This is a genomic window from uncultured Devosia sp., from assembly GCF_964244875.1.
Classification (GTDB): Bacteria; Pseudomonadota; Alphaproteobacteria; order Rhizobiales; family Devosiaceae; genus Devosia.
On the sequence record NZ_CAXTKA010000001.1, the window covers coordinates 253,167 to 275,109 of the forward strand.

Annotated in this window: 22 protein-coding genes; 8 read left to right on the top strand and 14 right to left on the bottom strand. The window is 63.4% G+C overall.

Annotated elements, in window-relative coordinates; genetic code table 11:
• Window positions 1-167: 167 nt before the first annotated feature.
• Complete coding sequence (locus ACFE8X_RS01160; RefSeq protein WP_375449600.1) at window positions 168-335, bottom strand: hypothetical protein; 168 nt, start codon at window positions 333-335, stop codon at window positions 168-170.
• Between the two features lie 186 nt (window positions 336-521).
• Here ACFE8X_RS01160 and ACFE8X_RS01165 point away from each other — a divergent pair, with 186 nt between their 5' ends.
• Entirely contained in the window at window positions 522-1,379 is an 858-nt protein-coding gene (locus ACFE8X_RS01165) for an NAD-dependent epimerase/dehydratase family protein (RefSeq protein WP_375449601.1), read from the top strand.
• Here ACFE8X_RS01165 and ACFE8X_RS01170 read toward each other — a convergent pair.
• The 11 genes from ACFE8X_RS01170 to ACFE8X_RS01220 all read right to left on the bottom strand — a co-directional run bounded on the left by ACFE8X_RS01170 (window position 1,376) and on the right by ACFE8X_RS01220 (window position 13,729).
• Window positions 1,376-1,786, bottom strand: a complete 411-nt coding sequence (locus ACFE8X_RS01170; RefSeq protein WP_375449602.1) for a type II toxin-antitoxin system VapC family toxin — start codon at window positions 1,784-1,786, stop codon at window positions 1,376-1,378. The genes ACFE8X_RS01165 and ACFE8X_RS01170 overlap by 4 nt on opposite strands.
• Entirely contained in the window at window positions 1,783-2,070 is a 288-nt protein-coding gene (locus ACFE8X_RS01175; protein ID WP_375449603.1) for a type II toxin-antitoxin system Phd/YefM family antitoxin, read from the bottom strand. The genes ACFE8X_RS01170 and ACFE8X_RS01175 overlap by 4 nt, the downstream gene beginning before the upstream one ends.
• Window positions 2,071-2,116: 46 nt before the next feature.
• Window positions 2,117-3,778: a urocanate hydratase gene (locus ACFE8X_RS01180; protein ID WP_375449604.1), complete on the bottom strand. Its 1,662-nt coding sequence runs from the start codon at window positions 3,776-3,778 to the stop codon at window positions 2,117-2,119.
• A gap of 275 nt (window positions 3,779-4,053) precedes the next feature.
• Entirely contained in the window at window positions 4,054-5,142 is a 1,089-nt protein-coding gene (locus ACFE8X_RS01185; RefSeq protein ID WP_375449605.1) for a DUF917 domain-containing protein, read from the bottom strand.
• 1 nt (window position 5,143) lies between these two features.
• On the bottom strand, window positions 5,144-6,397 hold the full coding sequence (locus ACFE8X_RS01190) for a Zn-dependent hydrolase (protein WP_375449606.1): 1,254 nt from the start codon (window positions 6,395-6,397) through the stop codon (window positions 5,144-5,146).
• Window positions 6,398-6,512: 115 nt separating this feature from the next.
• A complete protein-coding gene (locus ACFE8X_RS01195) occupies window positions 6,513-7,874 on the bottom strand; it encodes a dihydroorotase family protein (RefSeq protein WP_375449607.1) in 1,362 nt (453 codons plus the stop codon).
• Between the two features lie 76 nt (window positions 7,875-7,950).
• Window positions 7,951-8,703, bottom strand: coding sequence for an ABC transporter permease (locus ACFE8X_RS01200; protein WP_375449608.1), 753 nt, complete (start codon window positions 8,701-8,703; stop codon window positions 7,951-7,953).
• Entirely contained in the window at window positions 8,700-9,635 is a 936-nt protein-coding gene (locus tag ACFE8X_RS01205) for an ABC transporter ATP-binding protein (protein ID WP_375449609.1), read from the bottom strand. The genes ACFE8X_RS01200 and ACFE8X_RS01205 overlap by 4 nt, the downstream gene beginning before the upstream one ends.
• Before the next feature lie 163 nt (window positions 9,636-9,798).
• Window positions 9,799-10,986 carry an ABC transporter permease gene (locus ACFE8X_RS01210; RefSeq protein ID WP_375449610.1) on the bottom strand — a complete coding sequence of 396 codons (1,188 nt, stop codon included), beginning with the start codon at window positions 10,984-10,986 and terminating at the stop codon, window positions 9,799-9,801.
• Window positions 10,987-11,174: 188 nt separating this feature from the next.
• A complete protein-coding gene (locus ACFE8X_RS01215) occupies window positions 11,175-12,086 on the bottom strand; it encodes an ABC transporter substrate-binding protein (protein WP_375449611.1) in 912 nt (303 codons plus the stop codon).
• A gap of 83 nt (window positions 12,087-12,169) precedes the next feature.
• Window positions 12,170-13,729, bottom strand: a complete 1,560-nt coding sequence (locus ACFE8X_RS01220; protein WP_375449612.1) for an aromatic amino acid lyase — start codon at window positions 13,727-13,729, stop codon at window positions 12,170-12,172.
• A gap of 141 nt (window positions 13,730-13,870) precedes the next feature.
• On the opposite strand from ACFE8X_RS01220, the gene ACFE8X_RS01225 reads away from it, so the two are divergent.
• From ACFE8X_RS01225 to ybaK, 4 genes are all read left to right on the top strand, one after another.
• Window positions 13,871-15,970 carry a bifunctional rhamnulose-1-phosphate aldolase/short-chain dehydrogenase gene (locus ACFE8X_RS01225; protein WP_375449858.1) on the top strand — a complete coding sequence of 700 codons (2,100 nt, stop codon included), beginning with the start codon at window positions 13,871-13,873 and terminating at the stop codon, window positions 15,968-15,970.
• A gap of 173 nt (window positions 15,971-16,143) precedes the next feature.
• A complete protein-coding gene (rhaI, locus tag ACFE8X_RS01230; protein WP_375449613.1) occupies window positions 16,144-17,433 on the top strand; it encodes an L-rhamnose catabolism isomerase in 1,290 nt (429 codons plus the stop codon).
• Between the two features lie 401 nt (window positions 17,434-17,834).
• Window positions 17,835-18,383, top strand: a complete 549-nt coding sequence (dcd, locus tag ACFE8X_RS01235; protein ID WP_375449614.1) for a dCTP deaminase — start codon at window positions 17,835-17,837, stop codon at window positions 18,381-18,383.
• 1 nt (window position 18,384) lies between these two features.
• Window positions 18,385-18,858 carry a Cys-tRNA(Pro) deacylase gene (gene ybaK, locus ACFE8X_RS01240; protein WP_375449615.1) on the top strand — a complete coding sequence of 158 codons (474 nt, stop codon included), beginning with the start codon at window positions 18,385-18,387 and terminating at the stop codon, window positions 18,856-18,858.
• A gap of 52 nt (window positions 18,859-18,910) precedes the next feature.
• Here the strand turns inward: ybaK and ACFE8X_RS01245 are convergent, their stop codons facing one another.
• Together ACFE8X_RS01245 and ACFE8X_RS01250 are read right to left on the bottom strand one after the other, a co-directional pair.
• Window positions 18,911-19,057 (bottom strand): DUF1127 domain-containing protein, encoded by a 147-nt coding sequence (locus ACFE8X_RS01245; RefSeq protein ID WP_375449616.1) that lies wholly within the window; start codon window positions 19,055-19,057, stop codon window positions 18,911-18,913.
• Window positions 19,058-19,260: 203 nt separating this feature from the next.
• Window positions 19,261-19,401, bottom strand: coding sequence for a DUF1127 domain-containing protein (locus ACFE8X_RS01250; RefSeq protein ID WP_375449617.1), 141 nt, complete (start codon window positions 19,399-19,401; stop codon window positions 19,261-19,263).
• A 246-nt stretch (window positions 19,402-19,647) separates the two neighbouring features.
• Between ACFE8X_RS01250 and ACFE8X_RS01255 the strand changes: the two genes are divergently transcribed.
• The 3 genes from ACFE8X_RS01255 to ACFE8X_RS01265 are packed head-to-tail and all read left to right on the top strand — an operon-like array spanning window position 19,648 to window position 21,943.
• Window positions 19,648-19,995, top strand: a complete 348-nt coding sequence (locus tag ACFE8X_RS01255) for an ArsR/SmtB family transcription factor (protein ID WP_375449859.1) — start codon at window positions 19,648-19,650, stop codon at window positions 19,993-19,995.
• A gap of 16 nt (window positions 19,996-20,011) precedes the next feature.
• On the top strand, window positions 20,012-20,761 hold the full coding sequence (gene cobF / locus ACFE8X_RS01260; protein WP_375449618.1) for a precorrin-6A synthase (deacetylating): 750 nt from the start codon (window positions 20,012-20,014) through the stop codon (window positions 20,759-20,761).
• Window positions 20,762-20,809: 48 nt separating this feature from the next.
• On the top strand, window positions 20,810-21,943 hold the full coding sequence (locus tag ACFE8X_RS01265; protein ID WP_375449619.1) for a precorrin-3B synthase: 1,134 nt from the start codon (window positions 20,810-20,812) through the stop codon (window positions 21,941-21,943).

A 21,943-nucleotide genomic window follows, 5' to 3' on the forward strand; every position in this document is an offset into this window, starting at 1 on the left:
CGGAAAAGTCAACATCGCATGGGACGGAGGTCAGGCCATCGCAGCTACCCGCAAGGGTGGAAGTCCATCTGGGAGTCTACAGGGTCCGTGCGGCGGGAGAACCGCAAAGCTCGCAGATGGACCACCGCCCGTGCGGCGGCAGGCTTTGGACGCCGCGATCGCCAGCGTCATTTGCGCAGGGTGACTTGATCCGATTGTGCAGGGCCGCTCACTTGCGCCAGGTGGCCGATGCCGGATGCGGTGGCCGTCGCGGGCTGCACCGCCAAACCACCGGCCGCCGTCAGCACCAGGCCGCAGAGCGTAGCGATCAAGACTTTTTCCTGGCGCTTGTTCATTTCAGTTGTTCCCCCAACCCTGCCCCGGTCCCGATGATTGGGAGCGTGCCGGATTCGTCTTGAACCGGTCCTGAGAGAGCCATTCATAAAGCGTTCATCATTCGCGCCGGGTTGGCAGCGCTCGCGTTAGGGCTTACGGTTATCGCAACGGGGCATGCCAAGTGCTTAAAACATCAGGAGGATCGAATGGCCAAGGTGCTGGTGACAGGCGGCAGCGGCAAGCTCGGGCGGGCGGTGCTGCGCGATCTGGTGGCGCATGGCTATGACGTGCTCAACATCGACCAGCAAGCGCTGCCCGAGCCGATCTGCAAGAGCGTGAGGATCGATCTGACCGATTTCGGCCAGGTCGCCAGCGCCATCCTGGGCGGCGTCGACGAGCGCGGCGGGCCTTTCGATGCCGTGGTGCACCTGGCGGCCATTCCGGCACCGGGTCTGGCGCCCAATGCCAAGACCTTCGCCAACAACGTGCCGACCACCTACAATATCTTCGAAGCCAGCCGGCTCGCGGGCATCAAGAACATCGTCTTTGCCTCGAGCGAAACCGTGCTCGGCCTGCCGTTCGACACGCCGCCGCCCTATGCCCCGGTGGACGAGGACTACTTCCCGCGCCCGGAAAGCGCCTATTCGCTGGGCAAGCTGCTCGACGAAACCATGGCCGCCCAGTTCTGCCGCTGGGACCCCTCATTGCGCATCGTCGGCCTACGGTTTTCCAATGTCATGAACCCGGAAGACTATGCCGCCTTCCCCAAATTCGACGCCGACCCGCGCGGCCGCAAGTGGAATTTATGGGGCTATATCGATGCGCGCGATGGCGCCCAGGCCGTGCGCCGCTCGATCCAGGCCGATTTCACCGGCTTTGAAGCCTTCATTATCGCCAATGCCGATACAGTCATGAGCCGCTCCAACATGTCGCTTTTGGCCGAAGTCTTTCCGGGCGTTCCGACGAAGGGCAACCTGACCCATAACGGCACGCTGTTGAGCATCGAAAAGGCCAAGCGCATGCTGGGCTATTCCCCGCAATATAGCTGGCGTAACGAGGTTTAGGCAGTCCAGGGATTGATAACTCGCAATCCGAAATCTCGATAATCGCGCTCGTTTCTAGTTACGACCGTGAAATTATTGACCAACGCGGTGGCCGCAATCAAAGAATCGATGGCGGGACGCGTCCGCCCTACTGTGATTTCACCCCAACGGTAGGCAATTGCTGCCGTTATCTCACAGGTCGTATTCGCGTAGTCGCGCTCGATGTCTAACAACCATTGCATAAACACATCGGCCATTTCGGGGTTGGCCGCTTGCTTGCCAACAACGCCCCGGCGCAACTCTCCCAACGTCAGTACGCTAATATAGGTCGGCTCGTCTCTGATCGAACGTAGAAAAGCGAGCATTGACGGGGAAGCACGACGCTTTCGGGTCTCCGAAACCACGTTCGTATCAAAAATATAGCTCAAGCAGCGCTCTCGCCATCTACATCGTCATCAAACAGGTTCAAATCACGTGGAGGATCGATTTGACGTGGGGGTAGTTCAAAATCATCAAATTTTGGGCCAAATAGCAGAAGATGGTCGACCAAGGTTCTCTTTTTTTGACCGCTCAGTCTCTGATATTCGTCGATAGACAACACGACCGCAACATCGACCCCATGCTTGGTGATAGTTTGCGGGCCCTCGTTTTGTGCCTTCTCAATCACCTCGCTGAGCCGGCTCTTCGCCTGTTGCACTTGCCACGTCGCCATGTCGGCCTCCATTCTGTCTAGAATTTACATTAGTCTGACCAGAATTTCAACCAACCTTGATATGTCCGATGCCCTTCGCGGCGATCTCGGCGAAACTCTCCTCATATCCCGCATCGGCGTAGCGCATGACGCCCAGCGCGGTGTCGTTGGTCAGGGCCCGCTCGAGCCGTTCATCCGCCGCCGCGGTACCGTCGGCAATCACGGTCACGCCAGCGGATGTCATGAAGCCCGCATAACCGCCGCCACCGGAATGGACGACCACCAGGTCGGCCATGGACGAGCACAGCAGCATGGCGTCCAGCATGGGCCAATCAGCGATGGCGTCGGAGCCGTCCTGCATGTGCTCGGTCATGATGTTGGGATGCGCCATCGCCCCGGCGTCGAGGTGGTCGCGGCTGAAGGCGACCGGGCCGGCCAGCGTCCCGTCCGCCACCATGGCGTTGACCGCCCGGGCCAGCGCCGTCCGCTCGCCATGGCCCAGCCACGCGATCCGTGCCGGCAGGCCCTCGAACGGCACATGCCGGCGCGCCAGGGCGATCCAGTTGGTAACGATGCGATTGTCCGGGAACATCGCCAGCAGCCGGTCGTCGATCTTGCGGATGTCGTCCAGCTCGCCTGACAGGGCCATCCAGCGGAACGGACCAATTGCACGAGCAAAGAGCGGCCGCAGATAGGCTTCGGTAAAAATCTTGATGTCGAACGCATTCTCGACGCCGCCGGCCTTGGCCTGGGTGCGGATCAGATTGCCGTTGTCGAACACTTCACTGCCCGCCTGCTGGAAGGCCAGCATGGCCCGCACATGCTCGGCGATGGATGCCCGGCTTGCCGCCATCAATTGGCCGGGGCCCTCGATGCGCAACCGCCTGACCTCGGCCAGCGACATACCCTTGGGCACATAGCCATAGACCAGGTCATGCGCCGAAGTCTGGTCGGTGACGATGTCGGGAACGATGCCGCGCCGCGCGATTTCGGGATAAATCTCAGCGGCATTGCCGACCAGCCCGATCGAGGTCGCGCGCTGTTCGGCAACCGCCCGCTCGATCATCGCCAGGGCCGTATCCAGGTCCGGCGCGATCGCTTCGAGATAGCCGATCTCCTGGCGCTTTTTCGCCCGTTCCGCATCGATATCGACGCAGAGGATCGCCGCCCCGGCCATGCGCCCGGCCAACGGCTGCGCGCCGCCCATGCCGCCCAGGCCCGCCGTCAGGATGAAGCGGCCGGCCAGCGAGCCGCCGAAGCGGTTCTCGGCGATGCGCATGAAAATCTCGTAGGTACCCTGGATCACCCCCTGGCTGCCGATATATTGCCACGCGCCGGCCGTGAGTCCACCCCAGCAGATCAGCCCCTGCTTTTCCAGCTCGTAGAACACTTCGGCCTTGGCCCATTGCCCCACGATATTGCAATTGGCCATGATCACCAGCGGCGCCTTGGCATGGGTCTTGAGCAGCCCGATCGGCTTGCCGGACTGGATGATCAGGGTCTGGTCCTCGTCCATGCGCAGCAGCGTTTCGACAATGGCCTTGTGACTGGCCCAGTTGCGGGCCGCCTTGCCCAAGGCGGCATAGACGATCAGCTCGTTGGGGTTCTCGCCCACCGCCAGCACGTTTTCGAGGAGCCGCAGCAGCGCCTCCTGCCGCCACCCCTTGGCGCGCAGCTCGGGCCCGCCGGGAATGGGGAAGTCGGGGTGACGCGGATTGGGCGTGGGCATTGCAAAACCTCGAAGCTTTCAGCTCTATCGTCCCCTCCCCCTTGAGTGGAGGGAAATTGCATGTAGCCAAAACTCTTGGCGCCATGTCGCAGTCGACGCCTCCCCTTTCAGGGGGAGGATCAAGGTGGGGGTGGGTTGGTCTCGATATCACGGCTCTCGCACCCCCACCCAACCTCCCCCTGGAAGGGGGAGGAGCCGCACTGCGGCTTTGAAAGATACTGCCATAACGCATATGCGATTGCCTCTCCCTCAAGGGGCGAGGGTAAGAAAGTCAGCTAACTCAGCGCATACTTTGCCAGCTCGATCCCCATCCGATCCTCGACAAATGGATAGACGCTGGGGTCCAGCACGCTGGATGCCAGGGGGATGATCGTCTTGGGCACCTGCAGCACGAACAGATACATGCCCACGCGAATTTGGCCGACCGATAGCGGTGTGCCGGAGGCGTCGAGCGTGGTGATCACGTCGGGAAACGTCGCCAGCCTCGTGCCGCCGGCATCTTCGAGCGCCATGTATTCGTTCATCAGATGCAACGTCGAGGCGGTGTCGCCCTGGCCTAGGGTAATGGTGCCGATGTCGAAGGCTTCCTTGGTATAGACCACGTCCTTGGCGTGGACGGTGCCGCGCGCCACTATGGCGCCGCCGGTGGTCTTGACGATGGCATCGATCACCGCGCCGGGCCCCTTGCCTTCGGCAGCGATGATCGCTTCGCCCAGCGCCAAGGCCAGCGATATGCCGCCCAGCGCCGCGTTGTCGCGCACATAGCTGGCCCGTACCGGGTTGCGGCAGGAGGCGATGAAGCCGCCCGACTGGTCCGCCGCCGTGCGCAGGATGGGCGAGATCTTGGCAGTCGCGCCCTTGACCACCAGTTCGATATAGCGATTGTCGGCCCGGTTGCCGCCCACGGCGGTCTGGATCATCTGGATCGGCGATCCCGCCAGGCCGATCGAGCCCATGTCCCCGGTCGGGTGGGCGCGCATGTCGCCGACGGCGTCGACCACCTTGGTGCCGAGCACGGCCGAGGGCAGCCAGCCGTTGAGGGTCGAGGATTTGCCGTTCTGGCCCACCATCAGTCCGCTGAGCTTTTCGCCCAGCGTGTCCTGCAGCAGGGCGGTCGCCTTGATGTAGTCGATGCCCTGCATTTCCCACGGCGTGGTGGAGGCCGGCGCGCCGATGGCAGCCGATGTCGCCACCCAATCGTTGGCATCGAGTTCCTCGATGCTCACCAGTTCGGGCCGGCCGGTATTGACCGCCGCCAGCCCCAGCATGCGCCCGTGATCGGCCCAGCCGCCGCCACCGGCGGCATAGACGGAGCCGCCCTTGACCGCCGGTTCCACGTCTTTTTCGGTCAGAATGCGGCCCATGCTAGCGATCCTCCTGCAAGGTCTTGTCGAGCGCGAGCACGGCGTCCAGCAGCACGCGGGCACCCAGGGCGATGTCGTCGGCGGTGGCGAACTCGTCCGGCGTGTGGCTGCGGCCATCGAGACAGGGCACGAAGATCATCGCCGCCTTAGTGATCCGCGCCATCCAGGCCGTGTCGTGCCCGGCGCCGGAGGCCATGCGCCGGTGGGTGGCGTCGGCGGTGTCGCAGGCCTTGTCCAGCGCATCCAAAAGTGTGGGATCGCAAAGGGTTGGATGATTGTCCGAAACGATGCGGGGCGCCTGGACGGTGACGCCGGTTTTTTTCGCGATCCCGGTAATGCCCCGTTCCAGCTCGGTGATGAAGCGATCCATGTCCGGGCGGTGCTCGGCGCGCGCGTCGATCAGCATGCGCACCCGGGCGGGCACGACATTGGCGGCGTTGGGCTCGACGATGAATTCGCCGACGGTTGCAGCAAAATGAAACTGCCCCTGGGCCAGCGCCTTTCCCAGTTCCTGGACCCCGAGCGTGATCCAGGCCGCGGTGGTCAGGGCATCCTTGCGCCAGCCCATCGGCGTGGTGCCGGCATGATCGGCCCGGCCCTCGACGATGATTTCGATGCGGGTAATCCCGGCAATGGCGGTGACCACGCCGATGTCGATGCGCCCATCCTGAAGGATCGGACCCTGCTCGATATGAAGTTCGAGGAACGCCTTGATATCATTGCGGGTTGCGTCGGCCGCAGGCTCGCCCCCAATCTGCGCTATGGCGGTCTCCAGGCTCAGATCGTCGCTGCGAAGCTCCAGCCACTCGGCGGGCCGCGTGCCCGATATGGCCCGGCTGCCAATGCAGGATACCCCGAAAACCGAGACCTCCTCGGCGAGGAAATCGACGATTTCCAGGGTGTGATCCAACTCGATCCTCCCCTCCTTGAGCGCGCGGGCCACTTCCAGAGCGGCGGCGATGCCGGCAATGCCGTCGAATTTGCCGCCGTCGGGAACGGTATCGGAGTGCGATCCCAGCATGATCGTGCCCAGGTCGGGCCGCCGGCCGGGAATGGTAGCGATCAGGTTTCCGGCCGCGTCGATATGGCTGGAAAAGCCGGCGTGTTCGATTTGCTGTTCCAACCAGGCGCGGCCTTCGGCAAACTTGGGCGTGAAGGCGCGACGGGTATAGGGCCGACCGGGCTCGGTGATCTCGGCGAGGGCGTCGATATCGGCGGCGATGCGATCGGCGCGGATGGGGGAATTGCGGATCATGTCGCTGCCCGCGTATGACTAAAGAGCCCCGCGGACGAAGACGATCGAGCCGCAAACTCGGTGGATGAGGGTCCGAAAACAGATTGGGAGGGGATAGGGGTGGGGGTTGCCGGCATCAGACCCTGACCTCCGGCCGGACGAACCGCCCCATGCCCGGCTGGCTGACCACGCTCGTGCCATCAAACGCCAGTTGCCCGCGCAGATAGGTCAGCCCGACCGTCCAGGGCAGCTCGATGCCGTTATAGGGCGACCAGCCAACGACGTTGTTGCCGCTGGCCGCTGCGTCATAGACCTTGGGCCGGTCGAATAGCACGGTGATGTCGGCATCCTTGCCGGCCTCCAGGGCGCCCTTGGCGTGGTCGATGCGGAAATGGCGGGCCGGATTGCGGGCCATGAGCCTGGCCGCCGTGGTCAGGGCGATGTTGCGCTCGATGGCGCCCTTGACGAACAGGGGGACCATGACCTCGAGGCCGGGGACCCCCGAGGCGTTGGCGAGCATGTCGGGGTTGGTCTTGCGATCCTCCGACCAGCTGACATGGTCGGTGGAGACCATGGTCACGCGGTCCCAGCGGACGTGTTCCCAAAGCTTTTCGAGTTCGGCGCGGGAGCGGATCGGGGGATTGATCTTGGCCTTGCCGCCGAGCCGTTTGACGTCGTTTTCCTCGTCGAGCACCAGATAATGGATGCAGCACTCGATGGTGGCGGCAAAACCCTGGTCGCGATAGCTCCTGGCGATGTCGTAGCCCCGGCCCAGCGAGCAATGCACGACATGGGCCGGACAGCCGGTCGCGGCGCCGATCTCGTAGATCTGCAGGCTGGCCAGCAGTTCGGTCAGCGGGGGCCGGCTGAGGCCATGGGCCCGATAGTTTGTGATGCCCAGGGCCTTGACCCTGGCCATGGCGGCGCGAACAGCCTCGTCATCCTCGTTGTGCACGCCGGCGGTCAGCCCGGTGGGGGCGATGGCGGCGAAGCAGTCTTCCAGCAGCGCCGGCGGAATGCGCGGAAATCGGACGGGATCGGTACCGAAGGTGGAGAACTTGAAGGCGGCGACGCCGGCCTCGACCTGCTCGATAATGCGGGCGGCGCCCTCCTCCGGGTTCACCGTGCCGTACAGGGCGAAATCCACGCGCGCCTGGGGCGAGGCGTGCGCGACCTTGCTCCGCACTGCTTCGGCCGAACAGACCAGATTGCCCTCGTCATAGGGCATGTCGATGATGGTGGTGACGCCGCCGGCCGCGGCCGAGCGGGTGGACCAGATGAAATCTTCCTGGTTTTTCTGGCTCAGCGAATGGGTCTGCGCATCGATGGCGCCCGGCAGGATCAGGGCATTGCCGAAGACATGGCGGTCCCTGGCGGCGGGGGCGGTGCCTTTGCCGACATGATCGATCTTGCCGTCGCGGACGGCGACATAGCCGTTTTCGACGATGATGTCGGGCAGGACGACGAGGCCGGAGAGGACAAGGTCGAAATCGGCCATCTGCGCTAAACCTTCAACATAATCGATGTCATGCCGGCGAAGGCCGGGGTGACACCGTGGTTGGGGGAATGTCCAATCACGCCGCTGCCCTGCCCAATTGCCCTGTTCGCTCCATCAAAAACCGTTCCAGCGCCGAAAGTCCATCATAGATCAACACGGCGAGCACGCCGACGATGAGCCCGCCCTGCAGTACGAAGGCGGTGTTGTTCGCGGTCAGCCCGGCGATGATCACCTCGCCCAGGGTGCGCGCCGCGACGGTGGAGCCGATGGTGGCGGTGGCCAGCGAGATCACGGTGGAAAGCCTGATCCCCGCCAGGATCACCGGCAGGGCCAGCGGCAGTTCGATCTTGAGCAGGCGTTGCCAGCCGGTCATGCCCACACCCTTGGCAGCGTCGGTGACCGCGGGCGGCAGACTGGCAAGGCCGGTCAACGTGTTCTCGAAAATGGGCAGCAGGCCATAAAGAAACAGCGCCACCAGGGTCGGCGCGGTGCCAAAGCCCAGCACCGGCACGGCCAGGGCCAGTACGGCGACGGGCGGAAAGGTTTGCCCCACATTGGCGAGCGAGCGCGACAGCGGCAGGAATTCGGCGCCAAAAGGACGGGTCACCACGACAGCAAGGCCAACGGCGATGATGGTCGACGCCAGCGTGGCGGCGAGCACGATCAGCACGTGGTTGACCGTGATGTCGAGGAGGCTGCCCTGGTTGTAGATGGCCGGCTGGTTGTTCTTGGTGAAAAGGGAAAAGAAGCCGGCAAAGCTGTCGGGATGCAAGAGGAACAGCACCAGTCCGCCGAAGACTGCCAGCCGGATGAGCAGGCCTGGCTTCATTGGGGCCGCGCCGCCAGCCGCGCCAGTTGGGACAGGCTCACCTGCCCCACCACTCGCCCGTCACGCGTGACCGGCAAAGCCGGACGCCCGGACCAGAGCAGTTCTGCATAGGCGTCGCGCAGCGTCACGCCGACATCGAGCGGGGTGCCGGCCCCGTTGCCCGGCTCGATATGGTCGGCCACCTTGCCCAGCGACAACAAGCGGAACGGTCGCTCGGCGCTGCCGATCAGTTCGGCCACGAAGGGGGTGGCCGGATTGGCGATGATCTGCTGGGGCGTGTCGTGCTGGAGCAGCTTGCCCTTGTCCATCACCGCGATCTTGGTGCCCAGGTGGATAGCTTCTTCCATATCGTGCGTCACCAGCACGATAGTGGTCTGGAAGCGGCGCTGGATGGCCAGGAGGTCCTCCTGCGCCTTGGCGCGGATCACCGGGTCAAGCGCGCCATAGGGCTCGTCCATGAGCAGGATGTTGGGCCCGGCGGCCAGGGCACGCGCCACGCCGACGCGTTGCTGCTGGCCGCCCGAGAGTTCGTTGGGGAGCCTGTCGCGAAATTGGGCCGGATCGAGCTGGAACAGGGTCAGCAATTCCTCGACGCGGGCGGCAGTCCTGGCCTTGTCCCAGCCAAGCAGCTTGGGCACCGTGGCGATGTTCTGCCCCACGGTGCGGTGCGGGAACAGGCCATGGCCCTGGATGGCATAGCCGATGCGGCGGCGCAGTTCATAGGCGGGGATCCCGGCAATATCCTCGCCGTCGATGCGGATGGCGCCGGAGGTTTGCTCGACCAGCTTGTTGATCATGCGCATCAGCGTAGTCTTGCCCGAGCCCGAGGTGCCGACGACGACGCAGATGGTGCCCGGATCGATGACCATGGACACGCGATCGACAACGGCGGTCTCGCCGTAGATCTTGGTGATGTCGTCAATTTCGATCATGCGACCTGCCTTTGTATGCGCTCAAAGAACCCCTCATCCGCCCCTGCGGGGCACCTTCTCCCACAAGGGGAGAAGGGAGGCATTGAGTTCAGACAGCCACCGAGTTCCCCTTCTCCCCTCGTGGGAGAAGGTGCCCGAAGGGCGGATGAGGGGGCAACCGAACTCATACTCTCCTCCCCCTGCTCGTCATCTCCACCGCCGCATCCAACACCACGGCGGCGGCAAAGGCGAGGGCTACCGTGGGCACCGCCCCCAATAACACCAGGTCCATGGCGGTCTGGCCGATGCCCTGGAACACGAATACGCCGAAGCCACCCCCGCCGATCAATGCGGCGATGGTGGCCAGCCCGATGTTCTGGACGAGGACGATGCGGATGCCGGTCAGGATCACCGGAAAGGCCAATGGCAGTTCCACGCCCAGCAGCCGCTGCCGCCCGGTCATGCCCATGCCCTGCGCCGCGTCGATGGCGGCGGGCGATACGCTTTGCAGCCCCACTACGGTATTGGACACGATGGGCAGCAACGAATAGGCGAACAGGGCCACCAGGGCCGGGGCGATGCCGATGCCGGAAATGCCGATGGCGCGGGCGCCGGGCACCGTTGCCGCGACCCAGGCCAGGGGCGCGATCAAGAGCCCGAACAGGGCGATGGATGGAATGGTCTGGACGATGTTGAGCACGTTGAGCACCGCCGCCCGCACCGGGCGGACGCGGTAGCACACGATGCCGACCGGTATGCCCACGATGGTGGCGACGGCGACCGAGCCGAAGGCCAGCACCAGATGGGTGCGCGCCTCCTGCCAGAACGGCGCGGCCCGGGTGGCGTATTCCTTGAGGATCGACAGATCGTTCCAGGCGCCGCTCCAGAGCAGAGCGCCCAAGGCCATGGCGACGGCGGCGAGGATGGCGATGCGCGGCCACGGCCTGAGGCGCAGGCGGGTCAGCGCGTCCGTCACCAAAAGGGCGAAGGCGAACACCAAAAGCCAGAAGCCGGAGCCGGGCGAGACGCGGGCGAAGGTATCGCCCTCGGGCGTCAGATAGTGCGCCGACCAGCCGAGGAGGACGAAGAGCATACCCAGCACGAGAAAGCCGGCGACGAGCTTGGCGAACACCGCAAACCGCAGCAGCGCGGTGGCAAAGCCGACAAGCAGGACGCCGATGAGGACGCCGGAGACAAAGCCGGGCAGCGCGTCGAGCAAGAAGCGCGGCTCCCCCAGCACGATCCGGTTGGCGCGAAACAGAGCAAAGGGCTGGATGGCACCGAAGGCGGCAATAATGGCGATCAGCACACCGAGCTTATCGAGCGCCAGCCAGGCGGGGCGGGATGAAGCGGCGGTGATGGCGATGCTCATACGGCCCCTGTGATTCAGATTGCGCGGCGGGAAGCCCCCTCATCCGGCGCTGCGCGCCACCTTCTCCCCAACGGGGAGAAGAATAAGAGGGCATCTGGCTTTCTATTCCTCTCCCCGTCGGGGAGAGGGTGGATCGCCCGGAGGGCGAGACGGGTGAGGGGGAATCTCTCCTCACCCGCAGAGTTGAATTACTTCAAAAACCCATTCGTCGTCAGGAAGTCGGTGGCTACCGCGGCAGCCGCTTCGCCGCCGACCTGGACGCGGCCGTTCAGCGTTTGCAGGGTCACGAGGTCAAGCTTGGCAAACACCGGCGCCAGGAGAGTTTCGATTTCCGGGTGTTCCTTGAGCACTGCCTCGCGGATGATCGGGGACGGCTGGTAGACGGGCTGGACGCCCTTGTCGTCTTCCAACACGGTCAGGCCCGAGGGGGCGATGCCGCCATCGGTGCCATAGACCATGGCGGCGTTGACGCCGTTGGTCTGCTGGGCGGCGGCGGCGATGGTGGCGGCGGTGTCGCCACCCGACAGGGTCACCAGCTGGTCGGGCTTGAGGGTAAAGCCATAAACGGTCTGGAACTTGGGCAGGGCGCCGGGCGAATTGACGAATTCGGACGATGCGGCCAGCTTGACCTCGCCGCCGCCGGCGACCCAGGCACCGAATTGGCTGAAGGTGGCGAGCTTGTTGGCGGTGGCGACATCGTTGCGCACCGCGACGGCCCACGTGTTGTTGGCGGGCGAGGGCGCCAGCCAGACGATCTTGTTGGCGTCGTAGTCGAGCTTCTTGGCTTCGTCATAGGCCTTGGTGGCATCGTTCCACAGCGGGTCGTCGGCCTTTTCGAAGAAAAACGCAGCATTGCCCGTATATTCGGGATAGATGTCGATTTCACCGGCGGTGATGGCCTCGCGCACGATGGGCGTGGCGCCCAGCTGAATGCGGTCGGTCACCGCGATGTCGTTGGCCTCGAGCACCTGCTTGATGATGTTGCCGAGCACGCCGCCTTCGGTATCGATCTTGGAGGAGACGACGACCTGGGCCTGGGCGGCGGTCGCCATCATGGCGAGCGCCGCAACGGCGCTCAGGAGCTTGGTGGAAAGGCGCATTGTGTTCTCCATGTGCTGCGGGGCACGGGCCCGGCTGATCCTTAACCTATCGTCTTGTGCGCATTCGGCTAGGGCGGAAAATGCTACGCAACGGGCCCAAGCGCGAAAAACTCATCCAATTCCATAATTGCCGAGTGGGAAATAAGTTCGCCCATTAACGCCTGGGACCCCAGGGCGCGTTCCACTGCCTCCACTTCTTCCGACAACGGACGGTCGGCAAGGTAGAAGCCGGCGTGCTGGCGCACCAGGGTATAGATCATGCCCGGCACGTTGCCGGGACGATCGTGCGAGATGTCCATGGCTTGGGCTGCAAGGATGCCCTCGATGGCGGCGAGACGCTGCAGGGCCAGCACCTGGCGCTCCAGCCGCTCCACGATCAGCGGCAAGAAGGTCGCCTCGTCCTCGAGCCCGCCGGCGACCACGAGGGAATTGGCCGAAATCGGGCTGCTCAGCGTCAGTGCGCGGGTATAAAGCTCGCCGGCCAGCTTGATGATCGGCCCGAAGCCGGTGGCGATGGCGCCCGGCGAGACCAGATTGACCGGCAGGTCGCGCCGGCCGCCATTGCCCAGCAGCACGCAGCGGTTGAACGAATTGCGCGCCACATGCGCCAGGCCCAGTTGCGCCATCTGCATGAACACGGTGACATCGAGCGGCAGCGAACCACCCGAGGTCAGCACCTGCCCGCCGGCCACCACCGGATTGTCATCGGTGCGCCCGGTGTCTGCGAGCAGGATCTTGCCGGTCGCCACCAGGGTTTCAAAGGCGGTGGCAAACACCTGGCTCATCATGCGCAGGCTCAGCGGGTCCTGGATGTGGGTGGCGTCGGGCCAGTCCCAGCCCTTGGCGTTGAAGTACAGCCAGGCGCCGATGCCCGCCTCCCGCTCGGTGCCGACATGGGCGACGGCCTTCCACGGATCGCGCGAGGCGCCCAGGGCACCGGCCGTGGTCAGCCCCGTCGCGAGGAGCACGCGGACCACGCCGGCGGCGTCGCGCAACGCGCTGGCAGCGGCGGCATAGCCCACCGCATTGGTGGAAATCGAGGCCAGGCTGTCGCGCGGTGCGAGTTTGAACGGCTTGAGCCCGGCAGCGGCCAGCGCCTGCTCGGCCGCCATGCGCACGCCCCGGAATTGCGCCTCCCCGGCCCCGGTCAGCACGGCGCCGATCTGGCCCATCAGCCCGATATCGGCGCAGCCGATCGAGCCGGTGCGGCGCACCACGGGCACCACATCGTTGGACAGCAAGGCCAGGTAAGCCTCGACCAGATCGGTGGTGCAGCCGACGCGGCCGGTCAGCGCCATATTGACCCGAATGGCCATGGCGGTGCGGATCACATCGGCGGGAAATGGCTCGCCGGTGCCGAAATGATGGGCGCGCACCAGCCCCAGATTGAATGCGTCCAACTCGTCGGCGGACCACTCGACATCCTTCATGGCGCCGACGCCGGTGGTGGCGCCATAGACCGGCTGGCCCGTGGCGATGGCCGCTTCCACCAGGATACGTGCCTCCGCCACCCGCGTCATGGCCGCGTCGTCGGCTACCAGCGTAGCGCGCCGCGTGCCGATGCGGGCGATATCGGCGAAGCTGAGCGGCTTGCCACTCAGGCGAATGGTCGGGGTGGTGAGGTTTGCGGCAAGGTGGTTCATGGGCCACACGATATGGGATAGCGCCCCTGCATGCCATATGCCAATTGCGGTTGGACCGGCCAGGCGGGGACGGCCGCGATTGACAGCCTGCTGCGATCCATGGCCATGTCCGGCCAGTTCTTCGGTCCCTGGAGTAGTGCCATGTCCACCACCGCGCCCGCGCGTCTCGCCAATCTGTGGGACGATGGCAAGGCCGCTGCGATGAGCGAGCCGGAGCGGCTGGTCTATCGCTCAAACCTGTTGGGCAGCGACAAGCGCGTCACCAATTACGGAGGCGGCAATACGTCCTCGAAAATCTGGCAGAAGGACCCGCTGACCGGGCAGGATGTCGAGGTGCTCTGGGTCAAGGGCTCGGGCGGCGACAGCGCCTCGATCAAGCTCGACGGGTTTTCGACGCTCTACATGGACAAGCTGCGCGCGCTCAAGGGGCTCTATCGCGGCGTCGATTTCGAGGACGAGATGGTGGGCTACCTGCCGCACGCCACGTTCAATCTCAATCCGCGCGCGGCCTCGATCGATACGCCGCTGCATGCCTATGTGAACCATCCCTATGTGGACCACATGCATCCCGACGCCATCATCGCCATCGCCGCTTCGGTCAATTCGCGGGAGCTGACCCAGCAGATTTTCGGCGGCAGCATCGGCTGGCTGCCATGGAAGAAGCCGGGCTTCGAGCTTGGCCTGTGGCTGGGCAAATACTGCGAGGAAAACCCGAACGCCAAGGGCCTGATTCTTGAGTCCCATGGCCTGTTTACCTGGGGCGATACGCCCAAGGCGTGTTACGAAACCACCATTGCCATCATCAACCAGGCGATCGAATGGTTCGAAGGGCAGACGGCAGGCAAGAGCATTTTCGGCGGGCCGGCCGTGCAATCGCTCGATGCGGAGGCGCGACGCGCCATCGCCGCCAGGCTGATGCCGCGCATTCGCGGCCTGATCTCGGCCGACAGCCACAAGCTGGGCCATTTCGACGATTCCGCCGCCGTGCTGGAATTCGTCAATTCGAACGATCTGCGCCCGCTGGCCGCGCTCGGCACCTCCTGCCCCGACCATTTCCTGCGCACCAAGATTCGTCCGCTGGTCATCGCCTTCGATCCCGGCAATCCGGACCTGGACGCCGTTATTGCCAAGCTGCCCGAGGACATCGCCGCCTATCGCGGCGACTACCAGGCCTATTACGACCGCTCCAGGCACGACAATTCGCCCGCCGTGCGCGATCCCAATGCCGTGGTCTACCTGATGCCGGGCGTCGGCATGTTCACCTTCGCCAAGGACAAGGCGACGGCGCGCATTTCGGGCGAGTTCTACGTCAACGCCATCAACGTGATGCGCGGCGCCTCGAGCGTATCGAGCTATCAGGGCCTGCCCGAGCAGGAGGCCTTCGATATCGAATACTGGCTCTTGGAAGAAGCCAAGCTCTCCCGCCTGCCCAAGCCGAAATCGCTGGCCGGCCGGATCGCGCTGGTGACCGGCGGCGCCGGCGGCATCGGCAAGGCCACGGCGGCGCGCCTGTTGCGCGAGGGGGCTTGCGTCGTGCTGGCCGATATCGATGCGAGCGCATTGGCGGCCGCCAATGACGAACTCGGCGCCGCCTTCGGCACGGATTTCGTGCGCCCGGTCAATATCAACGTCACCCAGGAAGACGCCGTCATCTCGGGCTTTGCCCATGCGGTGGTCGAATTCGGAGGCCTCGATATCCTGGTGTCAAATGCGGGCCTGGCCTCTTCGGCGCCAATCGAGGAGACGACGCTGGAGCTGTGGAACAAGAACATGGACATTCTGTCCACGGGCTATTTCCTCGTCTCGCGCGAGGCTTTCCGCCTGTTCCGCGCCCAGAAGATCGGCGGCAATGTCGTTTTCGTCGCGTCCAAAAATGGCTTGGCCGCGTCGCCCAATGCCGCTGCCTATTGCACCGCCAAGGCCGCCGAAATCCACTTGGCGCGTTGCCTGGCGCTGGAAGGCGCGGCCGAGCAGATCCGTGTCAACACGGTCAATCCCGACGCGGTGCTGCGCGGCAGCAAGATCTGGGCCGGTGAATGGCTCGAACAGCGCGCATCGACCTACAAGACCGACAAGGAAGGCCTCGAAGACATGTATCGCCAGCGCTCGCTGCTGAAGCGCTCGGTCTTCCCCGAGGATATCGCCGAGGCAATCTACTTTTTGGCATCGGACATGTCGGCGAAATCGACCGGCAATATCATCAATGTGGACGCGGGCAACGCGCAGTCGTTCACGCGGTAAGAAGGAAACAGAAAGCGACCCCTCATCCGCCCTTCGGGCACCTTCTCCCTCAAGGGGAGAAGGGGGGCTCGGTGGATAGGCAAACTCGATGCCAACCCTCGCCCCTTGAGGGAGAGGGTGGATCGGCCGCAGGCCGAGACGGGTAAGGGGTCTCTTTCTCAGGAGGAAAACCAATGACCGACACCATCATCGACCCATCCACCATCAACGCCAGCAACGCCCAGTTCGCGGCGGCTCTGCGCACCGACTACGACTCGCTCGGCGAACGCCTTGATCGCCGTGGCATCGCCATCGAAACCATCAAGGCCAAGATCGCCGCCTTCTCCGTTGCCGTCCCCTCCTGGGGCGTCGGCACCGGCGGCACGCGCTTTGCCCGGTTTCCGGGCCTTGGCGAGCCGCGCGACATCTTCGACAAGATCGAGGACTGCGCCGTCATCGCGCAATTGACCCAGGCGACCAGGACCGTGTCACTGCATATTCCGTGGGACAAGGCCGATCCCAACCGCCTCAAGCAGGCCGCCAGCCGCTTTGGCCTCGGCTTCGACGCGATGAATTCCAACACCTTCGCCGATGCCAAGGGGCAGTTGCAAAGCTACAAGTTCGGCTCGCTGGGTGCCTACACTGCCGAAACGCGCCAGCAGGCCATCGAGCATAACCTTGAATGCATCGAGATCGGCCAGACCATCGGTTCCAAGGCGCTGACAGTGTGGATCGGGGATGGCTCCAACTTCCCCGGCCAGGTCAATTTCACCCGGCAGTTCGAGTTTTACCTCGAGGCGATGAAATCCATCTATGCCGATTTGCCCGACGACTGGCGGCTTTACACCGAACACAAGATGTATGAGCCGGCCTTCTATTCCACCGTGGTGCAGGATTGGGGAACCAATTACCTGATCGCCAAGGAACTGGGCGACAAGGCCTATTGCCTGGTCGATCTGGGCCATCACGCCCCCAATGTGAACATCGAAATGATCGTGGCGCGCCTGGCCCAATTCGGCAAGCTGGGCGGTTTCCATTTCAACGACAGCAAATATGGCGACGACGACCTCGACGCCGGCTCGATTGACCCCTACCGCCTGTTCCTGGTGTTCAACGAACTTGTCGATGCGGAGACCCGGTATCCGGATTTCAACCCAGCCCACATGCTGGACCAGTCGCATAACGTTACCGACCCGATCGAATCGCTGATGCTGAGCGCCACCGAGGTGCAGCGCGCCTATGCGCAATCCCTGATCGTGGACCGTACTGCGCTCGAGGGCTATCAGGCGGGCAATGACGCGCTGGCCGCGACGCAAACACTGAAACAAGCGTTCCGCACCGATGTCGAGCCGATCCTGGCCATGGCCCGCCTCGACGCCGGCGGCGCCATCGATCCGATCGCGGCCTACCGGGCAGCCGGGTATCGCCAGAAGGTCGGCGAGATCCGGCCGGCAGTGGCGGCGGGGTCAAGCGGGATCGTTTGAGTCAATGTTGTTGAAATCTTTTAGCACGCTTTCAGACTCATAAACCGCACATTAGCTGTCTGTAGATAACATAGCGATTGCGCTGAACCTGCTCTCAAATACCATCTGTTCACTTTTTGTTCTTAGGAGGTTTTCGTGTTTCTCAAAGTTTCCCCCTTACTGGATGGTCCTGGGCCGTCTGAGACTATAGTAGCCGTGAGAACATGGGACGGCGTTAAGGAAGAGGTCATAGTGGATAAAAGCTTGGTATCCTCCACTAACCTTGATATTGGCCCAGTAATTTCAAAGCAACAAGATAGGACGTTAATCGAGTTACCTCGTGAATCTGTGTCTGGTAGATTGAGAATATGGGTCAGTAATTCTGATATAAAAGAAACTGCATCAGCATAGCAGGTTAAATTATGATACTGACCGATCGTGAAATACGCATCGCGTTAGAACACAAAGCGGTTGGTATCGATCCGTTGCCTGATTTGTCTGTGGCAATCAGTTCGACAGCAATTGATCTGACGCTTGGAACGTCCTTTAAAATTTGGCCTGAATTGGGTGGTGTACAAATTCGTCCGGGCCAAGCGGACTATAGTTACGCTAAGCTTGTAAATTTACAGAAAGATGTGCCGCCTCCTTTTGAGTTGAAGCCGAAAAGTTTTGTGCTGGCATGGACGGCAGAGAAAGTCACCATCCCATATACTTCCCGACTCGCGGCAAGGGTCGAGGGCAAAAGTTCCTTAGCTCGGCTCGGCATTAGTATACATGTCACTGCGCCAGTAATTCATTCTGGTTTTACAGGTCAAGTGCAATTAGAAATGTTTAATTTTGGTCCAAACACTGTCATTTTTGATCCGGGGATGTTTGTTTGTCAGCTGGTATTTGAACAGACCGCTGGCACACCTGAGCGTGGCTACGCCGGGATGTTTGCTCAACAAACTCAAACCGGGTTAAAACCGTAGTTTGCGTAAAACCACGCCCGCGACCATCGCCCTGACCACGGCCGGTGTCACGTTCGCCACGGCAACCTATGACTATGATCCGGGGTCTGACCGGGTTGGCTTGCAGGCGGCAGCTGCGATGGGGGTGGCGCCGGGCGTCGTGTTCAAGACTTTGATGGCCGAGGTCGACGGCAAGCCGGTTTGTGTCGTGGTGCCGTCGGACGAGGAAGTGAACATGAAAAAGCTTGCGGCGGCGGTCGGTGGCAAGCATGCGGCGATGATGAAGCCGGCCGATGCCGAGCGTCTCACCGGCTACAAGGTCGGCGGCATCAGCCCCTTGGGGCAAAAACGCAAGGTGCCGACTGTGGTCGAGGAAACTGCGGTTCTGCTCGATGAAATATTCATCAATGGCGGCCAGCGCGGGCTGCAACTGCGCATCAAGCCAGAGGATGCGGTGGCGGCACTGGCAGCCATGCTCGCCGATGTGATCCGCTAAAAACAAAAGGCGCCCCAAGGGACGCCTTCATCTGCAGTGCTATCGGTGTCGACTACTGGACGCGCTTGCCGGTCGCGATCGCCTTGAAGTCGGCGCGAGTGATGCCGAGATCGTTGAGCTGGCGGCTGTCGAGATTGCTGAGCTCGCGCATGGTGCGCTGATACTGGGCAAATTGAGCGAGTTTCTGGCGGATGGTCATGGTCGGTTCCCCTTCGTTTGGTGACCTGATGTAGAGCTGGGCGGTCGTGATTAGAAGTCAGCCTCTATGCACATCTATTATGCAACTGATGCACACGAATAAGGCAATTCGTTCACACTCGCTTCAGCTTTAGGAACCATGGAACAGACAAAAGGCGCCCGAGGGGACGCCTTCATCTGCAGCACTGACGATGGGTGGTAAGCTTAGCGAGCGGCGCGGGCGACAGTCTTGATGTCGGTGCGGCTGATGCCCAGATCGTTGAGCTGGCGGTTGTCGAGAGCGTTCAGCTCACGCACGGTCTGCTGATAATGAGCGAACTGAGCAAGTTTCTGGCGGATGTTCATTTCAAATTCCCCTTCTGTCTGGTGCGCTATAACTAGTGCGGCCAGTGACGCGTGTGTAGCCGGAGATAGCTCACGCCAGCCATGCAGCAGACGCGGGTTAACGCATCCTTAATCCGGTTAATTGTGCTGCCGAGCGCGGGCCTTGGCATGCTCAAGATTGGAACCGTCAAGGCCATGCCGGCCGATCGCGGTAGCATCGGCCACGCCGCGCATTGACAGTAAAGAACCGGCTTGTTACTTAAGATTATGCTTAAGCAACCTGCAGCGCCCAATTTCGACCTCCTGTTCCAGGCGCTTGCCGATCCGACCCGGCGCAGCATGGTCGAGCGCTTGAGCCAGGGTCCTCTATCGGTCAGCGAACTGGCCAGGCCGTTCAGCATGAGCCTGCCCGCCGTGGTGCAGCACCTGCAGGTGCTCGAAGCCAGTGGTCTCGTCAGTTCGCAAAAGACCGGACGCGTGCGCACCATGCGCATCGAGCCCGAGGCGCTGAGCCTGGCCGAGCAGTGGCTCAAGGCGCGCCGCACTCATTGGGTCGAGCGACTGGATCGCCTGGGCGACCTGCTGGCGGCCGACGCGCCTGAGGGCGAGCCATGAGAGCGAACGGGGCGGCATGAAGAGCATTCTCATCGTGGGCATCGGCACCGGCAATCCGGAGCATTTGACGATCCAGGCGATCAACGCGCTCAATCGCGCCGACCTGCTGCTCATCCCCGACAAGGGCGCGGACAAGGCCGATCTGGCGCAATTGCGCCGCGATATCGTGCGCCGTTATGTCACCAATCCCGCGACCCGCACCGTCGAGTTCAGCCCGCCCGCGCGCGATCCGAAAACCAGCGACTATGCCGAGCGGGTGGCCGACTGGCATGGGGAACTGGCGCGCCAATTCGGCGGGCTGCTCGACCGGCACCTTCTCGAGGGGGGCGTTGCGGCCTTCCTGGTCTGGGGCGATCCGGGTCTGTACGACAGCACGATCCGCATTTTCGAGCGGCTGCGAGCCGAGGCGCCAGCCGCTTACAGGCTCGAAATCATCGCCGGCATCACCAGCATCCAGGCGTTGACCGCCGCCCATGGCATCGCGCTCAACCGGGTTGGCGAACCGGTGCATGTCACCACCGGGCGCCAGTTGCTGTCGGGGGACCGCCATGGCGATACGGTGGTGATGCTGGACGGGCAGACCGCTTTCGCCGAACTCGACGCCGATGTGGATATCTTCTGGGGCGCCTATCTCGGCACGCCCGACCAGATTCTGGTTGCTGGACGGTTGAGCGCGGTGCGCGAGCAGATCATCGCTACCCGCAAGGCGGCGCGCGAACGCCATGGCTGGATCATGGATATCTACCTGCTGCGTGCGCGCGACTGAGCAATAGCCGCAGTTGGCCATTGGCTTGCAATGGGCTAATGCTCTGCCATGTCCGTCGCCTTGCCCATCATTCCCAATCGTCGCGGCGCCTGCCCGACGCTGCATGAGCCGATGCCGACCGGCGATGGCCTACTGGCGCGCCTGCGCCTTGCCGGCGGGCGCCTGTCGCCCAGCCAATTGGCCGGCCTCGCCACGCTGGCGGCGAACCATGGCAATGGCCTGCTGGAAATCACCCTGCGCGGCAATCTGCAGGTGCGCGGCCTGCGGCCGGACAGCGCCGGCCCGTTTGCCCTAGCGGCCGAAACGCTGGTGGCTACGCAAAGCGGGCTCGTGGTGGAAACGCCACCGCTTGCCGGCGACGATCCGCGCGAAATTGCCGACCCTCGCGCACTGGCTGCCGCCATCCACGACGACTGCGGCTTCATGGCCGACAGGCTGGGCCCCAAATTCACCATCGTCGTCGATGGCCAAGGCCAGATCACGCTCGATGAGCTCAAGGCCGATATCCGGGTCACGGCAATGTCCAATGGGCACTGGCAGGTCGATGCCGGGCAGCAGCAAAGCCGCACCGTCCCCGCTCATGCGGTGGTTGCGGCCGTGCAAGACTATCTCGGCAGGCAGGCCCTAAGCAGTCCCGGCCCGCGCCGGACCATCGGCACGCGCCGTCCCGTCTCGCCGCTCGGCACCTTTGCGCTCAAGAGTACCCGCGCCAGCGGCGTTGCCCTGCCCTTTGGCGGCAGCGACCATACGACGCTGATCGCGCTTGCCGATGCGGCAGCGACGCATGGCGTTACCGACTTGCGCCTCGCGCCGTACCATGGCCTGCTCGCCATTGGCCCTGGCGCTGCCTTCACCGCAGCGGCAGCACAACTCGGCCTGATCACCGATCCTGCCGATCCGCGCATCCGCGTCAGCGCCTGTATCGGCAGCATGGGCTGCGCCTCCGGATACATCCCGGCACGGGCCGATGCTGCTCGGCTGGCCAAACATCTACCTTTCGGCACCGACTTGCACGTGTCGGGCTGCGCCAAGGGTTGCGCCCACCCGCGCCCGGCGGGGCTGACTTTGGTGGGCCGCGGCGATGGCTATGGCCTTGTCATTGACGGCACGGCAGGCGATACGCCGCAGGCCGTGCTGCGCGGGGACGAGATTGAGTCCGTCCTCGCCGCCCGCCAGGGATGA